The following is an 18,151-nucleotide window of genomic DNA, read 5'->3' on the forward strand; positions in this document are numbered from 1 at the left end:
GCACCTGCCGAAATTCGGGACCATGACGGGTGTCCATCGCCAGCGTAGTCCTGCCCGCTGACCGGCCGTCAGCACTTTGCGGGAGGGCGTCCCAGGCCTGCCGTCACCCGCCCGTAGCACGTGGCCCGTGGCCCGTGGCCGTCGCGTCGGCGGTGCCGGCGCCGGTGCACGGCAGCGCGCCGCCCTCGTACAAGGTGGGGGCTGCGCAGCGGCTGCAGGGGGCAGGGGCGTCAGTCGGTCTCAGGGGTGCCGGTCTGGGGCTGGCCGGGAGCGGTGGATGCGAGCGATGCGCTCCTGCCTGCTCATGGGTGTACTCCCTGGCGCGGCCCCACCAGGCCGGCCGCTGGATCCTTCGCTGTCATCCTGGCAGCTCCCGCGCGATGACAGCGCGGGCGGCGTCCGCCAGAGAGCGGCCCGAGGTGTAGGCCTGGGCCCGCAGTCGGTCCAGCGCTTCCGCGAGCGGAACACCGAGGCGCACGCTCAGCACACCGGTCGCCTGGTGCACCTCGGCCCGGTGCAGGTCGACGGCCCCCGCATGGCCGGGACCGTCCACGGCCTCGCCGGCAGAGGGCCACAGGCGCACCACCCGCTGGGCGAGCGCGTCGGCGACCAGCCAGCCCTCCGTCGACGCCCGGCCGGTCAGCGGGCCGGTTGTGCGGCGATAGCCGGTCATCGTTCCGACCTGTACGGCACCGATGTGCACCGGCCAGACAAACACGGCCGCCACCCCCAGCACCTCCGCCTCCGCGGCGAACTGCGGCCACTGCCGCAGCAGCAGCCGCTCCAGGTCGGGCACCTCAACCGTCGTCTCGTCCTGGAACAGCAGGCCGGGCCCCTGCCCCAGGACGAACTGCAGATCCTCCAGCCGTTCACTGGTCGCGTCGCTGAACCACACCAGTTCCCGGCCCACCGAGACGGCCATCCCGTCCAGACCCAGAGCCCGCGCGCAGGCCACCGCCCACCGCCGGTGCTCCTCCTCGGTCGCCGCCGTATGCAGGGCGTCCAGAAGATCCCGGACCGAAGGCCCCATCCCTACACCCTTCCGCCGCTCCCGCAAGCTTTCCGCGCCGTGCGGCCGGCGCCAGCCGCACACCGGCAGCGTAGTACGACCACCACACACCGTGACAGGCGGACCGTCACAGATCTCACCGCACTGCCCGCCTCACGCGCTAGGCCTGCCACGCCAGGAGGTCGATGCCTGCCTCAGCGGGCCGGGCGGCAGAGTGTCTCGGTTCGGGGGCGGACAGGCCGAGCCCAAGGTGAGACGCTGAAGGTGCCGGCCGCCGCCCATCGGGTGCGGCGGCGGCCAGGAAGCGCGAGGGGTCGGGAGCCCCCTCCTCGATCGGTTCCTCGCGCGGGCATGCCCTCCCGGCGATGCGAGGCCGCGGGAGTTGCCTCGCCGGGTGTGCCGGGCCGGGCGGAGGCTGGAGCTGCGTTGTCGGCGGCGCGGCTCCAGCCGGCTCTGTGTGGTCGTCACGGCTCAAGGGCTGGGAGCCTGCGGCATGGGCATCGCGCCCAACGTCACCTGCTCATGAGCGTAGAAGGAAAGCCGGATGATCGGAAGGCCGCACCCCACCACATGCACGGCGGGACGGCATAGCTCTCGCCCTCCGCCACGGGACCGGGCAGCCAAGGGCCGGGAACACGGGGCGACCCCACCGGGATGGGACGTCGGGGGCAGTGAAAATGAGGCCGGGGTTCTCTAGCTACGGTCCGGAGTCTTGACGATACTGGGCGGTGTCAGTAAGGAGAGGACGCCTGCTGAAGGGGTGTCCACGCGACTTGGGAGGCGAGTGGGCATGCCGGACAGGTCGCGTGACGATCGGTTGGCTGCCGCTTTCGTCGAGCTCTCCGACACGCTGGTGCGGGACTTCGACGTGATCAGTTTCCTGCACACGCTCACCGAGCACTGTGTGGGACTGCTGGAGGTGCGGGCCGCGGGAGTCCTGTTGGCCACCCCGCAAGGACAGTTGGTGGACGCGGCCGCCTCGGACGACCACACCCGCCAACTGGAGATGGACAGCATCGAGTGGGACGAGGGCCCCTGCCGGGACTGCTACCACTCCGGCGTCCAGATGCCCGATATGCCGCTCGACACCGAAGCGGCCCGCACCCGCTGGCCCCGGTTCGCGCCCCGGGCCCTGGAGATGGGCTTCACCTCGGTGGTGGCAGCCCCGCTGCGGATGCACGAACAGGTGATCGGCGCCCTCAACCTGTTCCGCGACCAAACCGGCCCGCTGGATCCTTCCCAACTGCGGCTGGGCCAGGCCCTGGCGGACACCGCGACCATCGGCATCCTCCAACAGCGGGCGGTGACCGAGCAGATGAACATCACCGTGCAACTCCAGGCGGCCCTCGACAGCCGCGTCATCGTCGAACAGGCCAAGGGTTCCCTCTCCCAGCGCCGCCGGGTCAGCGTCGAGGAGGCGTTCACGCTGATGCGGGTCCACGCACGTGAACACCAGGTCCGGCTCACCGACATCGCCCGCCAGATCCTGGACGGCACCGCCGACGCCTCCCTGCTCGATCCCGGACACTAAACAGCCGCGCCCGGCCGCTCTCCGAGCTGCCGGGCCGACGAGCAGAGCGGAGGGGTGAGCACCATGGTGCTGTCGGCGATGGCCTCCTACCTCCGGGCTCTGCACGTTCACCCGGGACCGGAACTCGCCCCGCTGCCGCTTCAGGCCTGCGCCGCGGCACTCGGCCTGGACGGCCTGGGTTTCCTGCTCGCCCCCGCCCAGGGGCCCGTCGAACTGGTGCAGTCCTTCGGCCCCCGCACCCTCGCCCTGGAGGACCTGCAACTGACGCAGGGACAGGGACCCAGCCTCGACGCCGCCCGAGACGGCACACTCCTCCTGCTGCCCGACCTCAGCGATCCCACCGCCACCGCCGCAACCCGCTGGCCCACCCTGCCCGGCGCCATCCAAGACCTGGGCATCGCCGCGGTGTTCGCCTTTCCCGTACGCATCGGCGTCATCACCCTCGGCGCGCTCACCGGCCACCGCACCAGCCCCGGCCCCCTCAGCGCCGACCGGCTCGCCGACACCTTCGCCCTGACCACCACCCTCGCCCAGGTCATCATCGACCAGGCCGCCCGCCCCGGGGCCATGAGCAGCCTCCTCCTCGACGAACCCGGCCTGCACTTCGCCGAGGTCCACCAGGCCACCGGCATGCTCTCCAACCAACTCGACATCACCTGCGCCCAGGCCTTGGTCCTCCTGCGCGCCCACGCCTACAGCCAGAACCGGTCCATACTCACCTGCGCCCGCGACATCCTCCATCACCGGCTCCAGCTGAAGAAGGATGGCAGCCGAGACCACGGTACGTAACAGGGTGATCATCGGCGTGGGGTCACTGGAGGGGATGCACCACGGCCGCGTCGCCCCCGCCGAGGAGCGAAGCGAGGCTGCGCGCCAAGCAGGAACGACCGTGCATCGCCGCCAACTGCACGACGTGATCTGATCTGTCCCCCTCCCCCCTCACTCGGGCGAATGTGCCTGATCCTCTCGCCACATCAGTTATGGGGAAGACGACCAGGGATGCGCGATGGACGTCCGGGATGCGGGCAGTCAGGCTTCGACCCCGCGGACGCATGAGGTAAGAAGACATCCGTGACCGAACCGCCCCGGACCGCCACCCAGCACGCGTTCATCGCGCTCGCCCCGCCCGACGAGGCGAAGGTCGAGCTGGCACACGCGCTGAGCCCGGCCTACGCCGCCTACCCGGACCTGCGCTGGAACCGCATCGAGGACTGGCACATCACCCTGGCCTTCCTGGGCGAGCTGCCGGTGCAGGCCGTCCAGCGGCTGCGTGCACCCCTCGCCGACCTGGCGGCTGCCAGCTCCCCTCTCGAACTGGCACTGCTCGGTGGCGGACACTTCGACGAGCGGGTGCTGTGGAGCGGCATCGAGGGCGATCTCGACGGACTGCACGAGCTGGCCGACACGGTACGGGCGCGGGTCAAGGACTGCGGCATCGCCTTCGTCGAACGTCCGCTGCGTCCCCACCTCACGCTGGCCCGCGCTCGCCGCTCCGACACCGCGTCCATAACGGCGGCGACCGCCTGCCTCGACGGCTTCACCGGACGCCCCTGGCGGACCGAACGCCTCCACCTGGTCGGCAGCACGGAACGAGGCCACCCAGGCCCGCGGCGCTACCAGGACGTCGACGCATGGCCCCTGGCCGCGGGGCAAAGGCGTCCCGATCCGAAACCGCCGCAGGCTGCTCCGCGTGAACAGCGGGGCGGTTCGGGCTCTGCGTTGACGCCGCCGCAGCCCCACGCACCCTGAACCCGGCGGGCCGGTCGCCCCGCCGGTGAAGCCCGCCGGTTAAGGAGGCGCGCACTCAGGGCCAACTACACAATCGTGACTGGTCTCTGGTCCTCAGGGTCCGCCGTACAGGGCACCGACAGAAGAAGCGACAGCCTTCTGGGACTGGGCAACCGGCGAAACCCTTCGCCACTCAGGCGCCCGCATCGAGGAGATGTGCGAGATCAGCCACCTCAGCATCCGCCACTACCAACGCGACAACGGTGAGACGGTCACCCTCCTGGTCATCAGCCCGAGCAAGACCAACCGCGAGCGCGTCATCCCGATGTCCGGCGAACTGTTCCACGTCATCGCGTCCGTCATCCGCCGGCACACCCGCGACGGCAGCCCGGTCCCGATCCTGCGGCGCTTCGACCCGCACGACAAGGTCTGGAGCCCGCCCATGCCGTTCCTGTTCCAGCGCAAGATCGTCTCCACCCGCAGCGTGATCAGTCCGGCATCCGTTCCGTCAAGGATTCGGCCGCCGTCGGGTCCAATCGCATCAGGGCAACGGCCAGAAGCGCAACGTGGGTGACACGAGCGGACCGACGCATGACCTGGTCGGTGACACTGCGGACGGTCAGCTGAAGGCAGAGGAGCATGCGTCGGGCTCAGCCCGGTGCGATGAATAGCTCCGAGTGCCGCCGAACGCGCCCGGTTGAAGACGATGGCCTACAACCACAAGACCAAGTACCGCCTGCGGGTGCGTGCACAGTTGGTGCTGCACGCCGCGCGCGGACGCTCCAACGCGCGTCTCGCCCAGGAGACGGGGCTACGACGGCCTGGAGCGCCAGGTCCGCCAGTCGACATACCACGACGGCGACTACATGTACGCGACGTACCTCACGCACAGCGACACCAGCACCTACGTGAACCCGGCCGGCTCGACCGTTCCCCGGACCCGGACCTCCACCGACGCGCTCGGCCGCGTCACCTCCGTCAAGCACTACAGCAACGACGACTCGAGCTCGGACAGCGGGCACGTGACCGCCTACGAGTACGACGCCCGCGGCTATCGCACCAAGGTCACCGACCCGGCAGGCAACGCCTGGACGTACACCTACGACGCCCGCGGCCGCATGACGTCCACCACCGATCCCGACGTGGGGAAAACGGATACCGGCTACGACGACGCGGACCGGCCGAACAAGGTCACGGACGCCAAGTCCCGTACCACGTACACCGAGTACGACGAACTCAGCCGGATCAGATACATCCGGGAAGGTTCCGCGACCGCCACGCCCGTCAAGTCGTTCACCTACGACACGCTGCCCGGCGCGCTCGGCCAGCCCGTCGCCGCCACCCGGCACACCACCAACGGCGACTACACCAACCGCGTCCCGGCTACGACACCGAATACCGGCCCACCGGCAGCGAGACGGTCATCACGTCCAACACGATGACCACCGGCCTGGCCGGCACCTACGCCTCCACCTACACCCCCACCGGCTACAGCTACGGCTACAACAGCCCGCAGCCGCACACCATGAAGTGGATCAGCTCCACCCCCTCCGGCAAGGACAGCAGCTACACCTACGACGCCGTGGGAAACACCGAAGTCCGCGACCTCCCCGACGCCACCCAGAACCTGACCTGGACGGCCGAGAACACACTCGACACCATCACCGACGACGGCAAGAAGACGACCTACGTCTACGACGCCGACGGCAACCGCCTCCTGGAGGCCTCGCCCTCGGGCTCCACCCTCTACCTGGGCGAGACCGAGGTAACCACCAACGCCTCCGGCGCCATCACCCGCGCTTCCCGCACCTACACCCACCCCGGCGCCCCGGCCGTCACCCGCACCACCACCAGCAGCGCCACGGGCCACACCCTCACCGTGCTGCTCACCGACCACCTCGGCACGGCCAACACCACGGTCGGACTCTCCAGCGGCCAGCCCGTCACCCGCCGCGCATTCAAGCCCTACGGCGAAGTCCGCGGCACCAGGCCGACGACGTGGCCCAACAAGCGCACCTTCCTCGGCGTCGGCATCGACGACAAGGCCACCGGACTGACCCACATCGGAGCCCGCGAGTACGACCAGAGCACGGGCCGCTTCCTGTCGGCCGACCCGATCATCGACGTCGCCGACCCGCTGCAGATGAACGGATACGCATACGCCAACAACAGCCCGGTGAGCAAGAGCGACCCGACGGGCCTGAAGGTCGCCTGCGGCGCCGGATTCGACACACCCTGCGCAAAGGACGACCACAACGGCGACGGAGTCCTCGACAAGACGTCATACGGCTCCAACACCACCAACAGCTCGGGAAGCAGCTCAGGCACCGGAACAACATGGGTGGCCAGCCAGACGCCCAAGACGAACAACATCCAAGACCTGCTGCGCTACTTCTCCATGAGCAGTCCGAACGGGGACTCGCCGGACACGAATTACTGGATCACCCCGGCCCATGAGAACAGCGGAGACAGCAACTCATGCTTCGGCAGGGAGGGCTGCCGTCAAGCCCTGAAGTACCTTTTGAAGCACAGTGACGCAGCGAAAGCCAAACGTATCGCCGCCAACTACTGCGTCGAAAACTTCAACAAGTGCGTGTCGGACGCCAAGGGATTCGAGCGCGCCAAGCTGATCGAAGATTTCATCGGGACCCTGGTCGCCGGCGGGAAAGCAGGAAGCAAGGCAGCGAAGTCAGTAAGGGCGATCGGCTGCAAGTGCTTCCTCGCCGGCACGGACGTTCTGATGGCCGACGGCTCTACCAAGAACATCGAGGACATCGAACTCGGTGACGAAGTCCTGGCAACTGACCCTGAATCCCGCGAATCCGGGCCCCGAAAAGTCACCCGCCTCATCGTCACCAACAGCGACAAACAGTTCAGTGAACTGTCCATCGCCACCGACGACGGCATCGATAAACTCACCGCCACTCACGAGCACCCCTTCTGGTCACCCTCCGAGGACGACTGGATCGAGGCCGGTGCCCTGACCGCGGGCATGACCCTGCTCACCGACGAAAAGGACACGGTCCTCGTCACCGGCAACCGGTCCTTCACCAAGCACGCCCGCACATACAACCTCACGGTCGCCGACCTGCACACCTACTATGTGCTAGCCGGGCACACACCCGTCCTGGTCCACAACTCCACCTGCCCGATCACGATGGACGAGGCAGTCTCCCGGGCGGCCGACTTCGTCGGCGGCGAAGGGCGCATGATCGTTTCGAAGAGCGGCGGCTGGCAATTCATGAGACAATTCCGGGATGCCCAGGGCAGCAGAATCACCCAGATAGCGCGCTTCGACATCAACCCCAAGTCACCGCATGTGCAAAACGAAGGCCCGCACCTGAACCTGGAGACACAGATCAACGGCAGGACAGTACGCGGAGGGCCATTGAAGGACCCGCACACTCCGATCGATCCAAGCACAGCCAGAACCGGAGACATTCCGTGATTTCCATCGATGCGACCATCCGCTACTCCGCCGCCACCAACGAGGTGGATATAGCAGGATCGGCAGCCGCTCTCGAGGAGTTGGGGAACGCTCTGCTGCAGGACGGCGCAGAAGTAGTCATGTCCGTAGGGTCTGACCCTTCTCCGTACACGTCCTATCTCTCCGGCATTCGAATAGAACTACGCGAAGACCGGATGGTCCTCATGGCTGTAGATGAGGGCCAGAAGATGCTGACCTTCACAGGCTCCGAAGAGTCCATGACCGTGTTGGCAGACAATATTCGGGACCTGGGCCGAGAAGGAGATCCAGGAGAGCATCAGCATATTGAGCACCACGAGGGCCACTATTACCTGGCAGAGTCACCCGTCTCGCTTGTAGTTTCCCGCAAGGACCGATGACGTTGACCGACTACGCTCTCACTCCTCTGACGTGCGGCCTCATTCACTGAAGGCATCTCAAGAAGGTCCACCCATGATCACGTTAAGTCACCCCGAGAAGTGAGGTAGATCCTTGATTGGCGGCGGCTCGTTGTCTCGGCATGGGCATAGTTGAGCGGCTGGTGTCGAACGGACTGTGGGAGATCTTCCAGAATGTGGCGCCGGGACCGCCGGTGCGCGCACAGGGCGGCGGACGGCAGAGGTGTGATGACCGCGCCGTGCTGGCCGCGATCATCTTCGTTGCGACATCGGGCTGCACCTGGCGGCAGTTGCCGCCAGTTTTCGGCGCCTCCTGGCAGACCGTCCACCGACGCTTCACTGACTGGTCCAGGGCTCGGGTATGGGCGAAGCTACACCGGGTCGTGCTGGACCGCCTCGGTGCAAACGGCGAACTCGACTGGTCGCGTTGCGCGATCGACTCAATCAGTATTCGGGCGGTCAAAGGGGGCCCTTGACCGGACCGAATCCGACCGATCGCGGGAAGCTCGGGTCAAAGATCCATGTCATCTGTGACCGCAACGGACTCCCGCTCTCCATCGGCATCTCCGGCGCCAACCTCCACGACAGCCAAGCGCTTGCGCCAATGATGCTAGGCATCCCGCCCATCCGCTCCCGGCGCGGCCCCCGGCGTCGTCGACCGGCCAAACTGCATGCGGACAAGGCGTACGACTTCGACCACCTGCGCAGCTGGCTGCGCCGCCGACAGATCGTGCCAAGAATCGCCCGTCGTGGGGTTGAAGCCAGCGACCGTCTTGGCCGGCACCGCTGGGTGGTCGAGCGCACGATGTCGTGGCTGAACGGATGCCGTCGTCTGCACCGCCGCTACGAACGCAAGGCTGAGCACTTCCTGGCCTTCGTCGGTATCGCCAGTACCCTCATCTGCTTTCGCCGGAGCACCAACGCGGACCAGTTCTGACGCCAGGTCCTCTGGACGTACCACGGGAGAAACCTGGACTGCACTACTGTCAGTGGCAGAAGGAATCATGCTGGGTATGACCGCCGAACTGATCACCTGGCTGCATGAGCAGATCAACGTCGACGAGGCAACAGCCGCAGACCAGCCCCCCGAGCTCTGGCTACCCGATGGGCTGACCCCCGAGAGCCCGCTCGCCGCGCTCTATGCTCCGGCACGCACAATTGCCATGAAGCGCGACGTTCTCGCCGCCTGGCGCGACCCGGATCACGCTGACCTCGGGGACTACGAGGCTCTCCACAGTGACTGGGCTGTGCGGGTTCTCGCGTTGACCAGCTACTCCGATCGCCCGGGATATCGAACAGAGTGGGCTCCTGACGACGAGTAGGCCCCTACAGGCCATCGAGGGCTTGCTGAGCGCGTCCACTACCACTCGGCGGCCTACTGCGATTAGCTCGTCCGCGAGGCGCAGCGCCGACGCGGTAGCCCTCCGCCCTTCCGCTCTCATTCTTGTCCACAACTCGCCTACGAGACCGGCCGTCAAAACACCAACTGAGACGACCTCTTACTCACACAAAGGATTTCCAAGGACATCGAGACCGGCAGCGCGGCTGCGGCCAGCCGTGTCCTCCAGAGCATCAAGGTCGGCTTCGGAGGGTTGCCTGACGCGCACGTCGACCAGGCCGAGGGTCGGACGTAACAGCTCCAGCTCTGCGGCTGACGCACCGCTGTCATCAGAGTTGCGGCAGTCGGTCCGCAACAGTGGGAGTGCGTCGCTCCTCAAGCCAGAAGAGATAGACACGCAGGTGCGACGCCAGCTCGCCGTCGAGGTAGGCGGCGTAGTCCAAGGCCGCGTCGCCCACGCCCTGCCCGGCCTTCGCGTCGTCGGCCTCCCAGTCGGCACGCCTGTTCACCAGGTACTCCCTGATCCGCCCTCGGTCACACCACCACTCCCGGACCGCTGTCGGCGTCCATTGAGCGTCACCGTCACAGCCGTAGCCGGAGAAGGCCTCAGCCTCCGCTGCGTCAACCAGCTGCTGAAGCTCCTCCGGCGTCCGGGGCTGCCGGTACACGTATTCGGTGAAGTGGTCGGCCTCGTAGAGCACGAGCTCCGGGGCGTGGATACGGCCGGTGCCGCAGTTGTCGGTTCCAGCGCCGTAGAACGGTCCGGGCACGTTGAGCCACTTCCGATCCGACCACTGTCCCAGGAACGCTCCGCGCGCATCGCCGAGCACAGGCACCGGATCGAAGTAGAGGTCCACGGGACAAGGTTAGCCATGTGATGATCGATCCACCGGACAGGCTTTAGGTCCTCGTACTCTCCGCACGCCATCGACCCCGGGCTCATCTCACGGACCGCCCCGTCCGCACCGAGCTCCCGCTGCGCGCCCCCGCGCCCGGCGTGTATCTCCCACTCCGCATCGGGAGCCGGGGCCGGTCGGCACCGAAGCGCTCCTGCGCCTACTTCTTGAGTCGGCGGCTTCCCGCGTGCCAGTCCTCGGTCCTGCCCGTCCGCCCTGGCGTCACCCCGAACGACGGCAGTTGCGGCCGCTCACGCAGACTGCGCTTGAGCTCGGCGAAGCCGGGGAATCGGGCGAGACCGATGACGTGATCCCACAGCACCCCCGCCTGCTCCTCGCCGGGCAGCCGACTGATCACCGGCCCGAAGAAGGCGACGCCCTCGGGCGGCTCGAAGTGCACGATCGGTGTGCCGACGTCCTTGCCCGTCAGTGACAGCGCTTCGTCGGACTCGGCCTGGATCTCGACATCGCGGGCCGTGTCGTCGAGTGCGTCGACGAGCGAGATCGGGAGGCCGGCCTCCGCGAGGGCCTCCGAGACGAGGGCAGGGTCGGCCTGCCACCCGGGGGCCCGCCCTTCGTCGGGTCCGACCTCCATGATGCGCGCGCCAAAGGCCTGGTAGAGCGGTCCGGTCACGTCGCGACCGTGTCTCTCCCGGGCCGCCGAGGCCACTCTCAGCAGCCGCAGGCCCGCCGGGTGCTGGGCCTCGTACTCCGAGGGGAAGTGGCTGTCGTAGTCGAGGTGCGAGTTGATCAGGCGCAGGGAGATGAACCGCCACTCGACGGTGTAATCGCGCTGTGCCTGAACCAGCCGAATCCACTTGCTGGTCATCCACGCGAAGGGACAGACGGGGTCGAAGTAGAAGTTGATGTCGGCTTTCTTCGTCATCGTGTCCACAATCCTGGGTCGGGTGATTTCCTGTGCGATGAGTGCTGGAACGGTGCCGGTTCAGTAGATCAGGGTCTGCCATCCCTTCACGTAGTTGATGAAGCGCTCGCTCAGTCCTCCCTCCCGCAAGTACTGCGCCGTCACGGGAAGTTCCGGACTCTCGTACAGCGGGTCAGCCTTCACCTGTCGGGGGAAGTCCCGCTGGAGAATGCCGGCCCGGCCGATCAGTACGAAGTCACAGCCCTCGTCCAGCAACTGCCCAGCACGCCGGGCGCTCCTGACCTTTCCCGCGGCCCCCACGCGCACACCCTTTCGGGGAAGGTCCGTGAAGACGCTGAGCATCGTCTTTCCGCGGAACTCCCCCTCCTGCACGATCTGCGCGGAGTCCCACAGGGCCAGATCGAGGTAATCGATCAATTCCTGATCAAGGATCTCGGTGACGATCTCGCGCAGTTCCGCCAGACGCAGCCCGTAACGCTCGACCGACAGACGCCAGCCGATCTGGAATTCGGGACCGCACGCCTTGCGAATCCCTTCGATCACCTCGATGGTGAGGCGTGCTCGATTCTCAGTATTTCCGCCATATTTGTCCGTACGGTCGTTGAGCAGGGGGGACATGAACTCTGACAGGATCCATCCGAACGCGCCGTGCACGGAGACGCCGTCGAATCCTGCCTTCTCCGCTCTGACCGCGGCCGCGACGAAGCTGTCGCGGATGCCCTCGACCTGTTCCGTTGCGAGTGCTTTGACACCCGGCACCGTGTTGCTGGAAGCCGGAGCCGGAACGCCTCCCAGTTCCGGGCGGGCGCGATGGCCGGCGTGGTGCAACTGCACTGCCGACAGAGCCCCTCCCTCCCGGACCGAAGTGGCCATTTCGGCCAGGCCGGGAAGATGCTCATCACTGTGGATTCCGAGCTGGCGCACGAATGCCTTTGCGCCGGGTTCGACGGTGGCGGCAGCGGTCTGGATCAAGGCGTAATCGCCTTGCGCGAGTTGCCTGATCCACTCCTGATCGATTGCGGACGCGGAACCGTCATGTTCACTCTGCTGATTGGTGAGCGGCGCCAGCATGAACCGATTTCGCATGGCAGGGCCGTGCGAAAGGGTGAGTGGATTGAACAGATCTGGGACTGACATCAAGACTCCAGGTGGTCGTGGGTGCGAGGGCACAGGCCGGAGGGATGTACTACGACGCGCCCAACGTCATGCGACATAGAGGGCGTCATGGGCGGCCGCCGCGCGGAGCTGGCATCCGGTCGCCTCGTCTCGCGTCGCCGGTACCTTCGCGGGGCCTTGCCCAAGGGACTGAGAGACCGAGGGGCTGAGGGAACCGTTCGGGTGGCCGTCCCGCAGCGTGCGGGACGGCCACCGATAGCAAGGGAGCGCGCCCTTCCCCCGCATGGGCCGGGTGAGGCGATCGGCCGCAGCCCTTTCCCTGTTCCGGCTACTCCGGCCACTCCGGCTGTTCCCGGGGGTTCACAGCGCCCTGCCGCGCTCCATGAGCGGCGGAAGGCGCCGCGGCATCAGAAGGTCAGGATCCGGTAGCCGGACTCCACCAGTTCCCGGATGCTCGCGACCCCCGGGGTGCCGGGCGCCTGGTTCTGGCCGATCTGCTTGATCCCCTCGCCCTCGATGCCCTTCTCCGCGCCGAAGACGGTCGTGCAGCCCGAGGAGGCCACCGTGGCGACCTGCTTCTTCACCGCCGTGTAGAGCTCGTGGGCGGGGTGATCCGAGTCGGCCAGCACGGCCGGCCAGCGCGTGCCGGTCCCCTGGAACAGCACCAGGGCCTCGCCGTCCTGCGCGAACTCCCAGGCAGTGGCGAGGGCGTCGAAGACCCGCCCCAGCGCTTCGTCAGTACCTGTCGACGGGTCGGACAGAACCACGACTGCGGTCTTGCTGCTCATTGCACATGCTCCTCAAGAGTCGTACGAGGTGGACGATTTCATTTTTACCGTACGTTCGGTAACTTTCCAAAAGTGACCTGCGCCACACTCTCGAAGGCATGGGTCGCGTTCCTGGGCTCAGCCCTTGCGGCGCGTTCGGTGGAGTGCGGCCAGCGTCCGCAGGGTCGGCCGTGCACGACTCGGAGGCCGCTCATCGACAGCAGCGCAGGGCCGATCAACGCATGGGCAGCCAGTGGGTGGACAGCCACCGTGCGGCAGCTGCCGAGGGGTTACGGGAGAACGGCCAGTGCCGGAATCCCGCTAACAGCGGCGCTTGACTTCCAGCCCTGCCCGGACAGGACCTAGACCCGCTCGGGCGTCAGAAGGGTCGGCAAAAGGGCCACGGCTTCCGTGAAGGGCTCCGTGTCACCCAACACCCGGGCAAGCACCAAGGCCCCCTCGATCCGCAGGAACACGTCTTTCGCGACGCGCTGCGCGTCATCGGGGCCTCGACCCGCGCGCTGCGCGGCTTCGGCCATCGCCTCGATCCACGTCACGGCGAGCGAGCGGGCGTGTTCGCGCACCTTCGCCGGAGCGCCCGCCAGCGTCATCGTGTCGAGGACGCACGACAACGCCCCCGCCCCGTAGAAGTCACTCAGCCGGCGAGCGGTCTCGTCCATCCCCTGCGAGACGTCGGACTCCGTCCGCAGCGGTTCCAGGATCCACAGGAAACGCTCACCCACGGCGGTGAGGACCGCCTCCGCGATCCCTTCCTTCCCGGCGGGGAACCGGTGGTAAAGGCTCGCCCGCTGCAGGCCCGAGGCCGCCGAGAGGTCGCCGATCAGGGCTCCTTCGAAGCCCTTCTCCCGGAAGACAGGCATGAGCAGGTCGAGTAGTTGAGCCTCGCCGATGGAGGGGGGACGCGCCATTCCTCAATGTTACCGAACTTTCGGTAATGTTGAAGGCGAGGCCGACGCCGGCCGACGTGTGACGTTCAACCGCAGGGGCGATGATGAGGATCAAGGAGCTTTCGGAGCGGGTCGGTGTGTCCACCCGTCTTCTGCGTTACTACGAGGAACAGGGTCTCCTCGCCCCGCGTCGTGAGGAGAACGGCTACCGGTGCTACGAAGAGACGGCCGTGGAGAGGGTCGAGCACATCCGCGGTCTGCTGGGGGCGGGTCTCACCACCGAGATCATCCGTGAGGTCCTCCCGTGCTTGGCCGCTGCCGCGTGCTCGCAGTACGACGACCCCGATTTCGTTCGCCGGATCGCAGCGGAACGAGACCGGCTGCGCGAGCGCGTCACCCTCCTGACACGGAACCTGAACGCTCTGGACGACTATCTGAGCGCTGTGTCCGGGGGTGAGTCGTCCGCCGATGCCGCCTGACCGTGCACGAACCCATCCTTACCGTGCACGAACTCACCGAGCACACGGTTGAACGTCGCCGGCTCCTCCAGATAGGGCAGGTGTCCACTGCCGGAGAGACGACTGATCGTCACCTCACCGGTGAGCGAGGCCAGTTGATCGGTGGACGACGACGGGACGAGGTGGTCCCGCTCCCCCACGATCAGCTGCACGGGAACGGTCAACGCACGGAACTCCTCCAGCTGATCGGACTGGTCGACCTGATGGAAGACGGCGTTCACGTGTGCGGGATCGATGCGGTCGGCCGACTTCAGAAAACCTCTCGTTATGCCGGCGTGTCCGTGCACGCCCATGCCGTCGAGCAGCAGCTCCGCCCATGTGCGGGCGCCACCCGGGCGCAGGAGCAGGTCGTAGAGTTCGGCGCGTTGCCGGCGCTCGTGCGGCGGGAGCTCCAGGTACCCGTTCACGATCGTCAGACGCCTGACACGATGCGGTGAGCGTGCCGCGAGCATGATGCCGACCCTGGCCCCCATCGCCAGTCCCACGACTGAGACCTGGTCCACTCGCAGATGGTCGAGCACCGCGTGAGCGGCGTTCGCGTAGTGCCCGAACGGGACTTTCGTTCCCGTGGATCGCCCGTGACCGGGCAGGTCCAGGGTGATCACGCGATGATGCCGTGCGAAGGCCCGGCGCTGATGCAGCCAGTTGTTCGCGTTGCCGCCGAGACCGTGGAGGAACAGGATCGCGTCGCCTGCGACGCCCTCGTCGGTGTAGTGAAGTGTCTCTCCGTGCCAGTCCAGTTCCATCGCTTCGCATCCTTCCAGCCTGATCCGGTCAGTCCCCCTCCTAGAGGCTGCCGGGCCGTACGAAGTCTCCCCAGCCGCGCAGATGGTCGATGAAGCGCTCGCTCATTCCGCCTCTCCGCAGGAAGTCCGCGGGCACGGGAAGAGCCGGGCTCCGGTGGGAGAAGTCCGACTCCACCAAAACGGGGCAGTTCCGCTCCAGGATGCCGGCCCGGCCGATCAGTACGAAGTCGCATCCCTCGTCCAGCAGTCGCGCGGCACGCTCGGCGCTCCTGATCCGGCCCGCCGCGCCCAACCGGACGCCCTTGCGCGGCAGATCGGCGAAGACGCTGAGCATCGTGCGCCCGCGGAACGCACCCTCCTGGACGATCTGGTCGTAGTCCCACAGGGCCAGATCCAGGTAGTCGATCAGCTCTCGGTCGAGGATCTCCGCGGTCATCTCCCGAAGTTCTCCGAGGCGCAGGCCGTACCATTCTATCGACAGACGCCATCCGATCTGGAAGTCGGGTCCGCATTCCCGGCGGATCCCCTCGATCACCTCGATCGTGAAACGTGCGCGATTCCCAAGACTGCCGCCGTACCTGTCGGTCCGGTCGTTCAGCACCGGGGACATGAATTCCGACAGGATCCAACCGAAGGCGCCGTGTACCGCGACTCCGTCGAACCCGGCCGCCTCGGCTCGCTTGGCGCCTACGACGAAACTGTCCCGGATGCGCTCCACCTCTGCCGTCGACAGCGCCGAGACGTCGGGGATCGTCTTGCCGGAGGCGGGCGACGGCACACCGCCGAAGCGCGGGTTCGCGCGGTGACCCGCGTGGTGGAGCTGGACGGCGGACAAGCCACCGTTCCCGCGGATCGAAGCGGCCACCTCCGTCAGCCCGGGCAGGTGCTCATCGCTGAAGATGCCCGGCTGTCGAGCGCACGCGATCCCACCGGCTTCTACGATCGTCGCGCCCGTCTGGACCAGCCCGTAGCCGCCTCGGGCCAGCTGGCGCATCCAGTCCTTGTCGAACTCGGACAGGAAACCGCCCGGCTCGCTCTGCTGACTTGTCAGCGGCGCCATCATGAACCGGTTTCGCATCGCAGGGCCGTGCAGAAGAGGGAGGGGCTCGAAGAGGTCTGAAACGGTCACGGACAGTCTCCAGTTCAAGAGCGGTCATTCAGCGGACGGGTGCGGCCGGCTCGTCGTTCACCCGGACCGGCGGCGCGTGACCCACGTTCACACCTTCACATCAATGAGAAGGCAAGCCGCCCACCCTTCCGAAGAGCCGCCGACTGCCCTGTTTGCCTTCACATTGATGTCAAAGTTGCAGGATCCTCCACGTCCCGCAAACGCGGTGCACGCAGACACGTTGCAGGCCGTCGAGCTTTGGCTCCGGCATGCCGGGAGGAAGAAGAAATGACCAAGGTTCAGGACGCGATCCCGCATGCGCAGAGAGAGGACCGCCTACCCGTCGCGGCTCTCGTCGCGCTCTTCACAGCAGGTTTCATCACCACGCTCACCGAGGCGCTGCCCGCGGGGGTGCTCCCCGAGATGAGCCGTGCACTCGGTGTTTCCGAATCGATGGCCGGGCAGACGGTGACCATCTACGCCGTCGCCACGATGCTCACGGCGATCCCCGTGGCGGTCGCCACGACGAACTGGCCCAGACGTCACCTTCTCGTCGTCGCGCTCATCGGATTCCTCGTCGCCAACCTCGGCACGGCGATCTCCGTCGACTACACGGTCACGATGGTGGCGCGGTTCGTCGCGGGCGCGGCGTCCGGTGTCACGTGGAGCATCCTCGGCGGCTATGCGCAGCGCATAGCTCCGGAGGCGTTGAAGGGCAGGGCCATGGCCTTCGCTTTCGCCGGTACGCCCGTCGCGCTCGCCCTGGGTGTTCCCATCGGGGCGTTCCTCGGTCAGATGGTGGGCTGGCAGGTGACCTTCGGCCTCATGTCGGTGCTGAGCGGGCTGCTCATCGTCTGGGCGATGTGGAAGCTGCCGAACGTCCCCGGCCAGGAGGCCGCCGAGCGGTTGCCCCTGCGCCGCCTCCTGCGCATCGGAGGCCTTCGCACCATCCTGGCCGTCACGGGCGTGTACGTGCTCGCTCACACCATCCTCTACACATACATCGCGCCCGTGCTGGCGGGAGTCGGGCTCGCGGACCAGGTGCAGTGGATCCTGCTCACCTTCGGTATCGCCTCGATCCTGAGCATCTGGCTCACCGGCGTGTTCGTCGACCGGCACCACCGGCGCCTTGTCATCCTCAGCACGGTGTTCTTCGCCGCAGCGGCGGTGGCGCTGGCCCTCTGGTCCGGGAACGTGGTCGTGGACCATGTCGCGGTGACCGCTTGGGGACTCGCGTTCGGCGGGGCCGCGACCCTGTTCCAGGGCGCACTGATGACAGCATCGCGCGAACACGCTGACGCCGCGCAGCCGTTGATGGTCACGATGTGGAACGGCGGCATCGGACTCGGCGGCCTGATCGGCGGCATCCTCCTGGCCGGCCTCGGATCCGCGTCGCTCATGATCGCGGTTGCGGTCCTCGTCGTCTTCACAGTGATCGTCGTGATCCTCGCGCGCACTCACGCATTCCCCGGGCCCCGTGCACGGAGTTGACGGCCCGCCGAACCGGCACTCCCGGAGCCGTCGCCGACTGCTCGCGCAGTAGTTCAAGCCGCCGGTCATTGACCTGACCGGCCTCCCAAGGAGACTCGGGCAAGAAGAACTGAACCGCTCCGGGAATCGGTGGAGGCTCTAGGGCCGAGGACGCGCTTCGGCTTCTCCACCCCCGTGTCTGGCGGGATGTAGCAACGAGCACGACAAACTGCCGAAGTCGCTTCGCCTGGAGCTGGTACACAGT

18 protein-coding genes and 1 pseudogene are annotated in these 18,151 nt (G+C 67.0%); 11 read left to right on the forward strand and 8 right to left on the reverse strand.

Annotated elements, in window-relative coordinates; genetic code table 11:
* Positions 1-358 precede the first annotated feature (358 nt).
* Positions 359-1,030, reverse strand: a complete 672-nt coding sequence (locus tag J8N05_RS21190) for an ANTAR domain-containing protein (RefSeq protein ID WP_210884935.1) — start codon at positions 1,028-1,030, stop codon at positions 359-361.
* A 769-nt stretch (positions 1,031-1,799) separates the two neighbouring features.
* On the opposite strand from J8N05_RS21190, the gene J8N05_RS21195 reads away from it, so the two are divergent.
* The 9 genes and pseudogenes from J8N05_RS21195 to J8N05_RS21230 all read left to right on the forward strand — a co-directional run bounded on the left by J8N05_RS21195 (position 1,800) and on the right by J8N05_RS21230 (position 9,454).
* Positions 1,800-2,540 carry a GAF and ANTAR domain-containing protein gene (locus J8N05_RS21195; RefSeq protein ID WP_210884936.1) on the forward strand — a complete coding sequence of 247 codons (741 nt, stop codon included), beginning with the start codon at positions 1,800-1,802 and terminating at the stop codon, positions 2,538-2,540.
* A 54-nt stretch (positions 2,541-2,594) separates the two neighbouring features.
* Entirely contained in the window at positions 2,595-3,329 is a 735-nt protein-coding gene (locus J8N05_RS21200) for an ANTAR domain-containing protein (protein ID WP_210884938.1), read from the forward strand.
* 282 nt (positions 3,330-3,611) lie between these two features.
* Positions 3,612-4,289: an RNA 2',3'-cyclic phosphodiesterase gene (gene thpR, locus J8N05_RS21205; RefSeq protein WP_210884940.1), complete on the forward strand. Its 678-nt coding sequence runs from the start codon at positions 3,612-3,614 to the stop codon at positions 4,287-4,289.
* A gap of 193 nt (positions 4,290-4,482) precedes the next feature.
* On the forward strand, positions 4,483-4,842 hold the full coding sequence (locus tag J8N05_RS21210; RefSeq protein ID WP_247706381.1) for a hypothetical protein: 360 nt from the start codon (positions 4,483-4,485) through the stop codon (positions 4,840-4,842).
* Positions 4,843-5,134: 292 nt separating this feature from the next.
* The gene (locus J8N05_RS48190) at positions 5,135-5,710 is read left to right on the forward strand and encodes an RHS repeat domain-containing protein (protein WP_407699921.1); all 576 of its coding nucleotides are present in this window, start codon (positions 5,135-5,137) and stop codon (positions 5,708-5,710) included.
* Positions 5,707-7,716 (forward strand): annotated as a pseudogene (locus tag J8N05_RS21215) (polymorphic toxin-type HINT domain-containing protein); the annotation flags it as partial. The gene J8N05_RS48190 and the pseudogene J8N05_RS21215, both read left to right, overlap by 4 nt.
* Positions 7,713-8,114, forward strand: coding sequence for an Imm32 family immunity protein (locus J8N05_RS21220; RefSeq protein ID WP_210884942.1), 402 nt, complete (start codon positions 7,713-7,715; stop codon positions 8,112-8,114). The pseudogene J8N05_RS21215 and the gene J8N05_RS21220, both read left to right, overlap by 4 nt.
* A 140-nt stretch (positions 8,115-8,254) precedes the next feature.
* Positions 8,255-9,069 (forward strand): IS5 family transposase gene (locus J8N05_RS21225; RefSeq protein WP_210884943.1). Its coding sequence is split into 2 segments (ribosomal slippage): positions 8,255-8,606 and positions 8,606-9,069, totalling 816 coding nucleotides; the frame shifts between segments, so codons are not numbered across the junction.
* A gap of 76 nt (positions 9,070-9,145) precedes the next feature.
* Positions 9,146-9,454: a DUF6221 family protein gene (locus J8N05_RS21230; protein WP_210884944.1), complete on the forward strand. Its 309-nt coding sequence runs from the start codon at positions 9,146-9,148 to the stop codon at positions 9,452-9,454.
* 346 nt (positions 9,455-9,800) lie between these two features.
* Here J8N05_RS21230 and J8N05_RS21235 read toward each other — a convergent pair whose 3' ends face one another.
* From J8N05_RS21235 to J8N05_RS21255, 5 genes are all read right to left on the reverse strand, one after another.
* Positions 9,801-10,328, reverse strand: coding sequence for a ferredoxin (locus J8N05_RS21235; protein ID WP_210884945.1), 528 nt, complete (start codon positions 10,326-10,328; stop codon positions 9,801-9,803).
* A 199-nt stretch (positions 10,329-10,527) separates the two neighbouring features.
* Positions 10,528-11,253, reverse strand: a complete 726-nt coding sequence (locus tag J8N05_RS21240; protein WP_210884946.1) for a mycothiol-dependent nitroreductase Rv2466c family protein — start codon at positions 11,251-11,253, stop codon at positions 10,528-10,530.
* Between the two features lie 60 nt (positions 11,254-11,313).
* A complete protein-coding gene (locus J8N05_RS21245; RefSeq protein WP_210884947.1) occupies positions 11,314-12,390 on the reverse strand; it encodes an NADH:flavin oxidoreductase in 1,077 nt (358 codons plus the stop codon).
* A 386-nt stretch (positions 12,391-12,776) separates the two neighbouring features.
* Positions 12,777-13,157: a hypothetical protein gene (locus J8N05_RS21250; protein WP_210884949.1), complete on the reverse strand. Its 381-nt coding sequence runs from the start codon at positions 13,155-13,157 to the stop codon at positions 12,777-12,779.
* Between the two features lie 341 nt (positions 13,158-13,498).
* Positions 13,499-14,065, reverse strand: coding sequence for a TetR/AcrR family transcriptional regulator (locus tag J8N05_RS21255; protein WP_210884951.1), 567 nt, complete (start codon positions 14,063-14,065; stop codon positions 13,499-13,501).
* Between the two features lie 83 nt (positions 14,066-14,148).
* Between J8N05_RS21255 and J8N05_RS21260 the strand changes: the two genes are divergently transcribed.
* The gene (locus J8N05_RS21260) at positions 14,149-14,523 is read left to right on the forward strand and encodes a MerR family transcriptional regulator (protein ID WP_210890282.1); all 375 of its coding nucleotides are present in this window, start codon (positions 14,149-14,151) and stop codon (positions 14,521-14,523) included.
* On the opposite strand, the gene J8N05_RS21265 is transcribed toward J8N05_RS21260, so the two are convergent.
* Entirely contained in the window at positions 14,475-15,308 is an 834-nt protein-coding gene (locus J8N05_RS21265) for an alpha/beta fold hydrolase (protein WP_210884952.1), read from the reverse strand. The two genes, J8N05_RS21260 and J8N05_RS21265, sit on opposite strands and share 49 nt — an antisense overlap.
* 40 nt (positions 15,309-15,348) lie before the next feature.
* Positions 15,349-16,437 carry an oxidoreductase gene (locus J8N05_RS21270; RefSeq protein ID WP_210884954.1) on the reverse strand — a complete coding sequence of 363 codons (1,089 nt, stop codon included), beginning with the start codon at positions 16,435-16,437 and terminating at the stop codon, positions 15,349-15,351.
* Between the two features lie 267 nt (positions 16,438-16,704).
* Between J8N05_RS21270 and J8N05_RS21275 the strand changes: the two genes are divergently transcribed.
* Positions 16,705-17,907, forward strand: a complete 1,203-nt coding sequence (locus J8N05_RS21275; RefSeq protein WP_210884956.1) for an MFS transporter — start codon at positions 16,705-16,707, stop codon at positions 17,905-17,907.
* Positions 17,908-18,151: the final 244 nt, after the last annotated feature.

Origin of the sequence: Streptomyces liliiviolaceus (assembly GCF_018070025.1) — a bacterium.
Classification (GTDB): Bacteria; Actinomycetota; Actinomycetes; order Streptomycetales; family Streptomycetaceae; genus Streptomyces; species Streptomyces liliiviolaceus.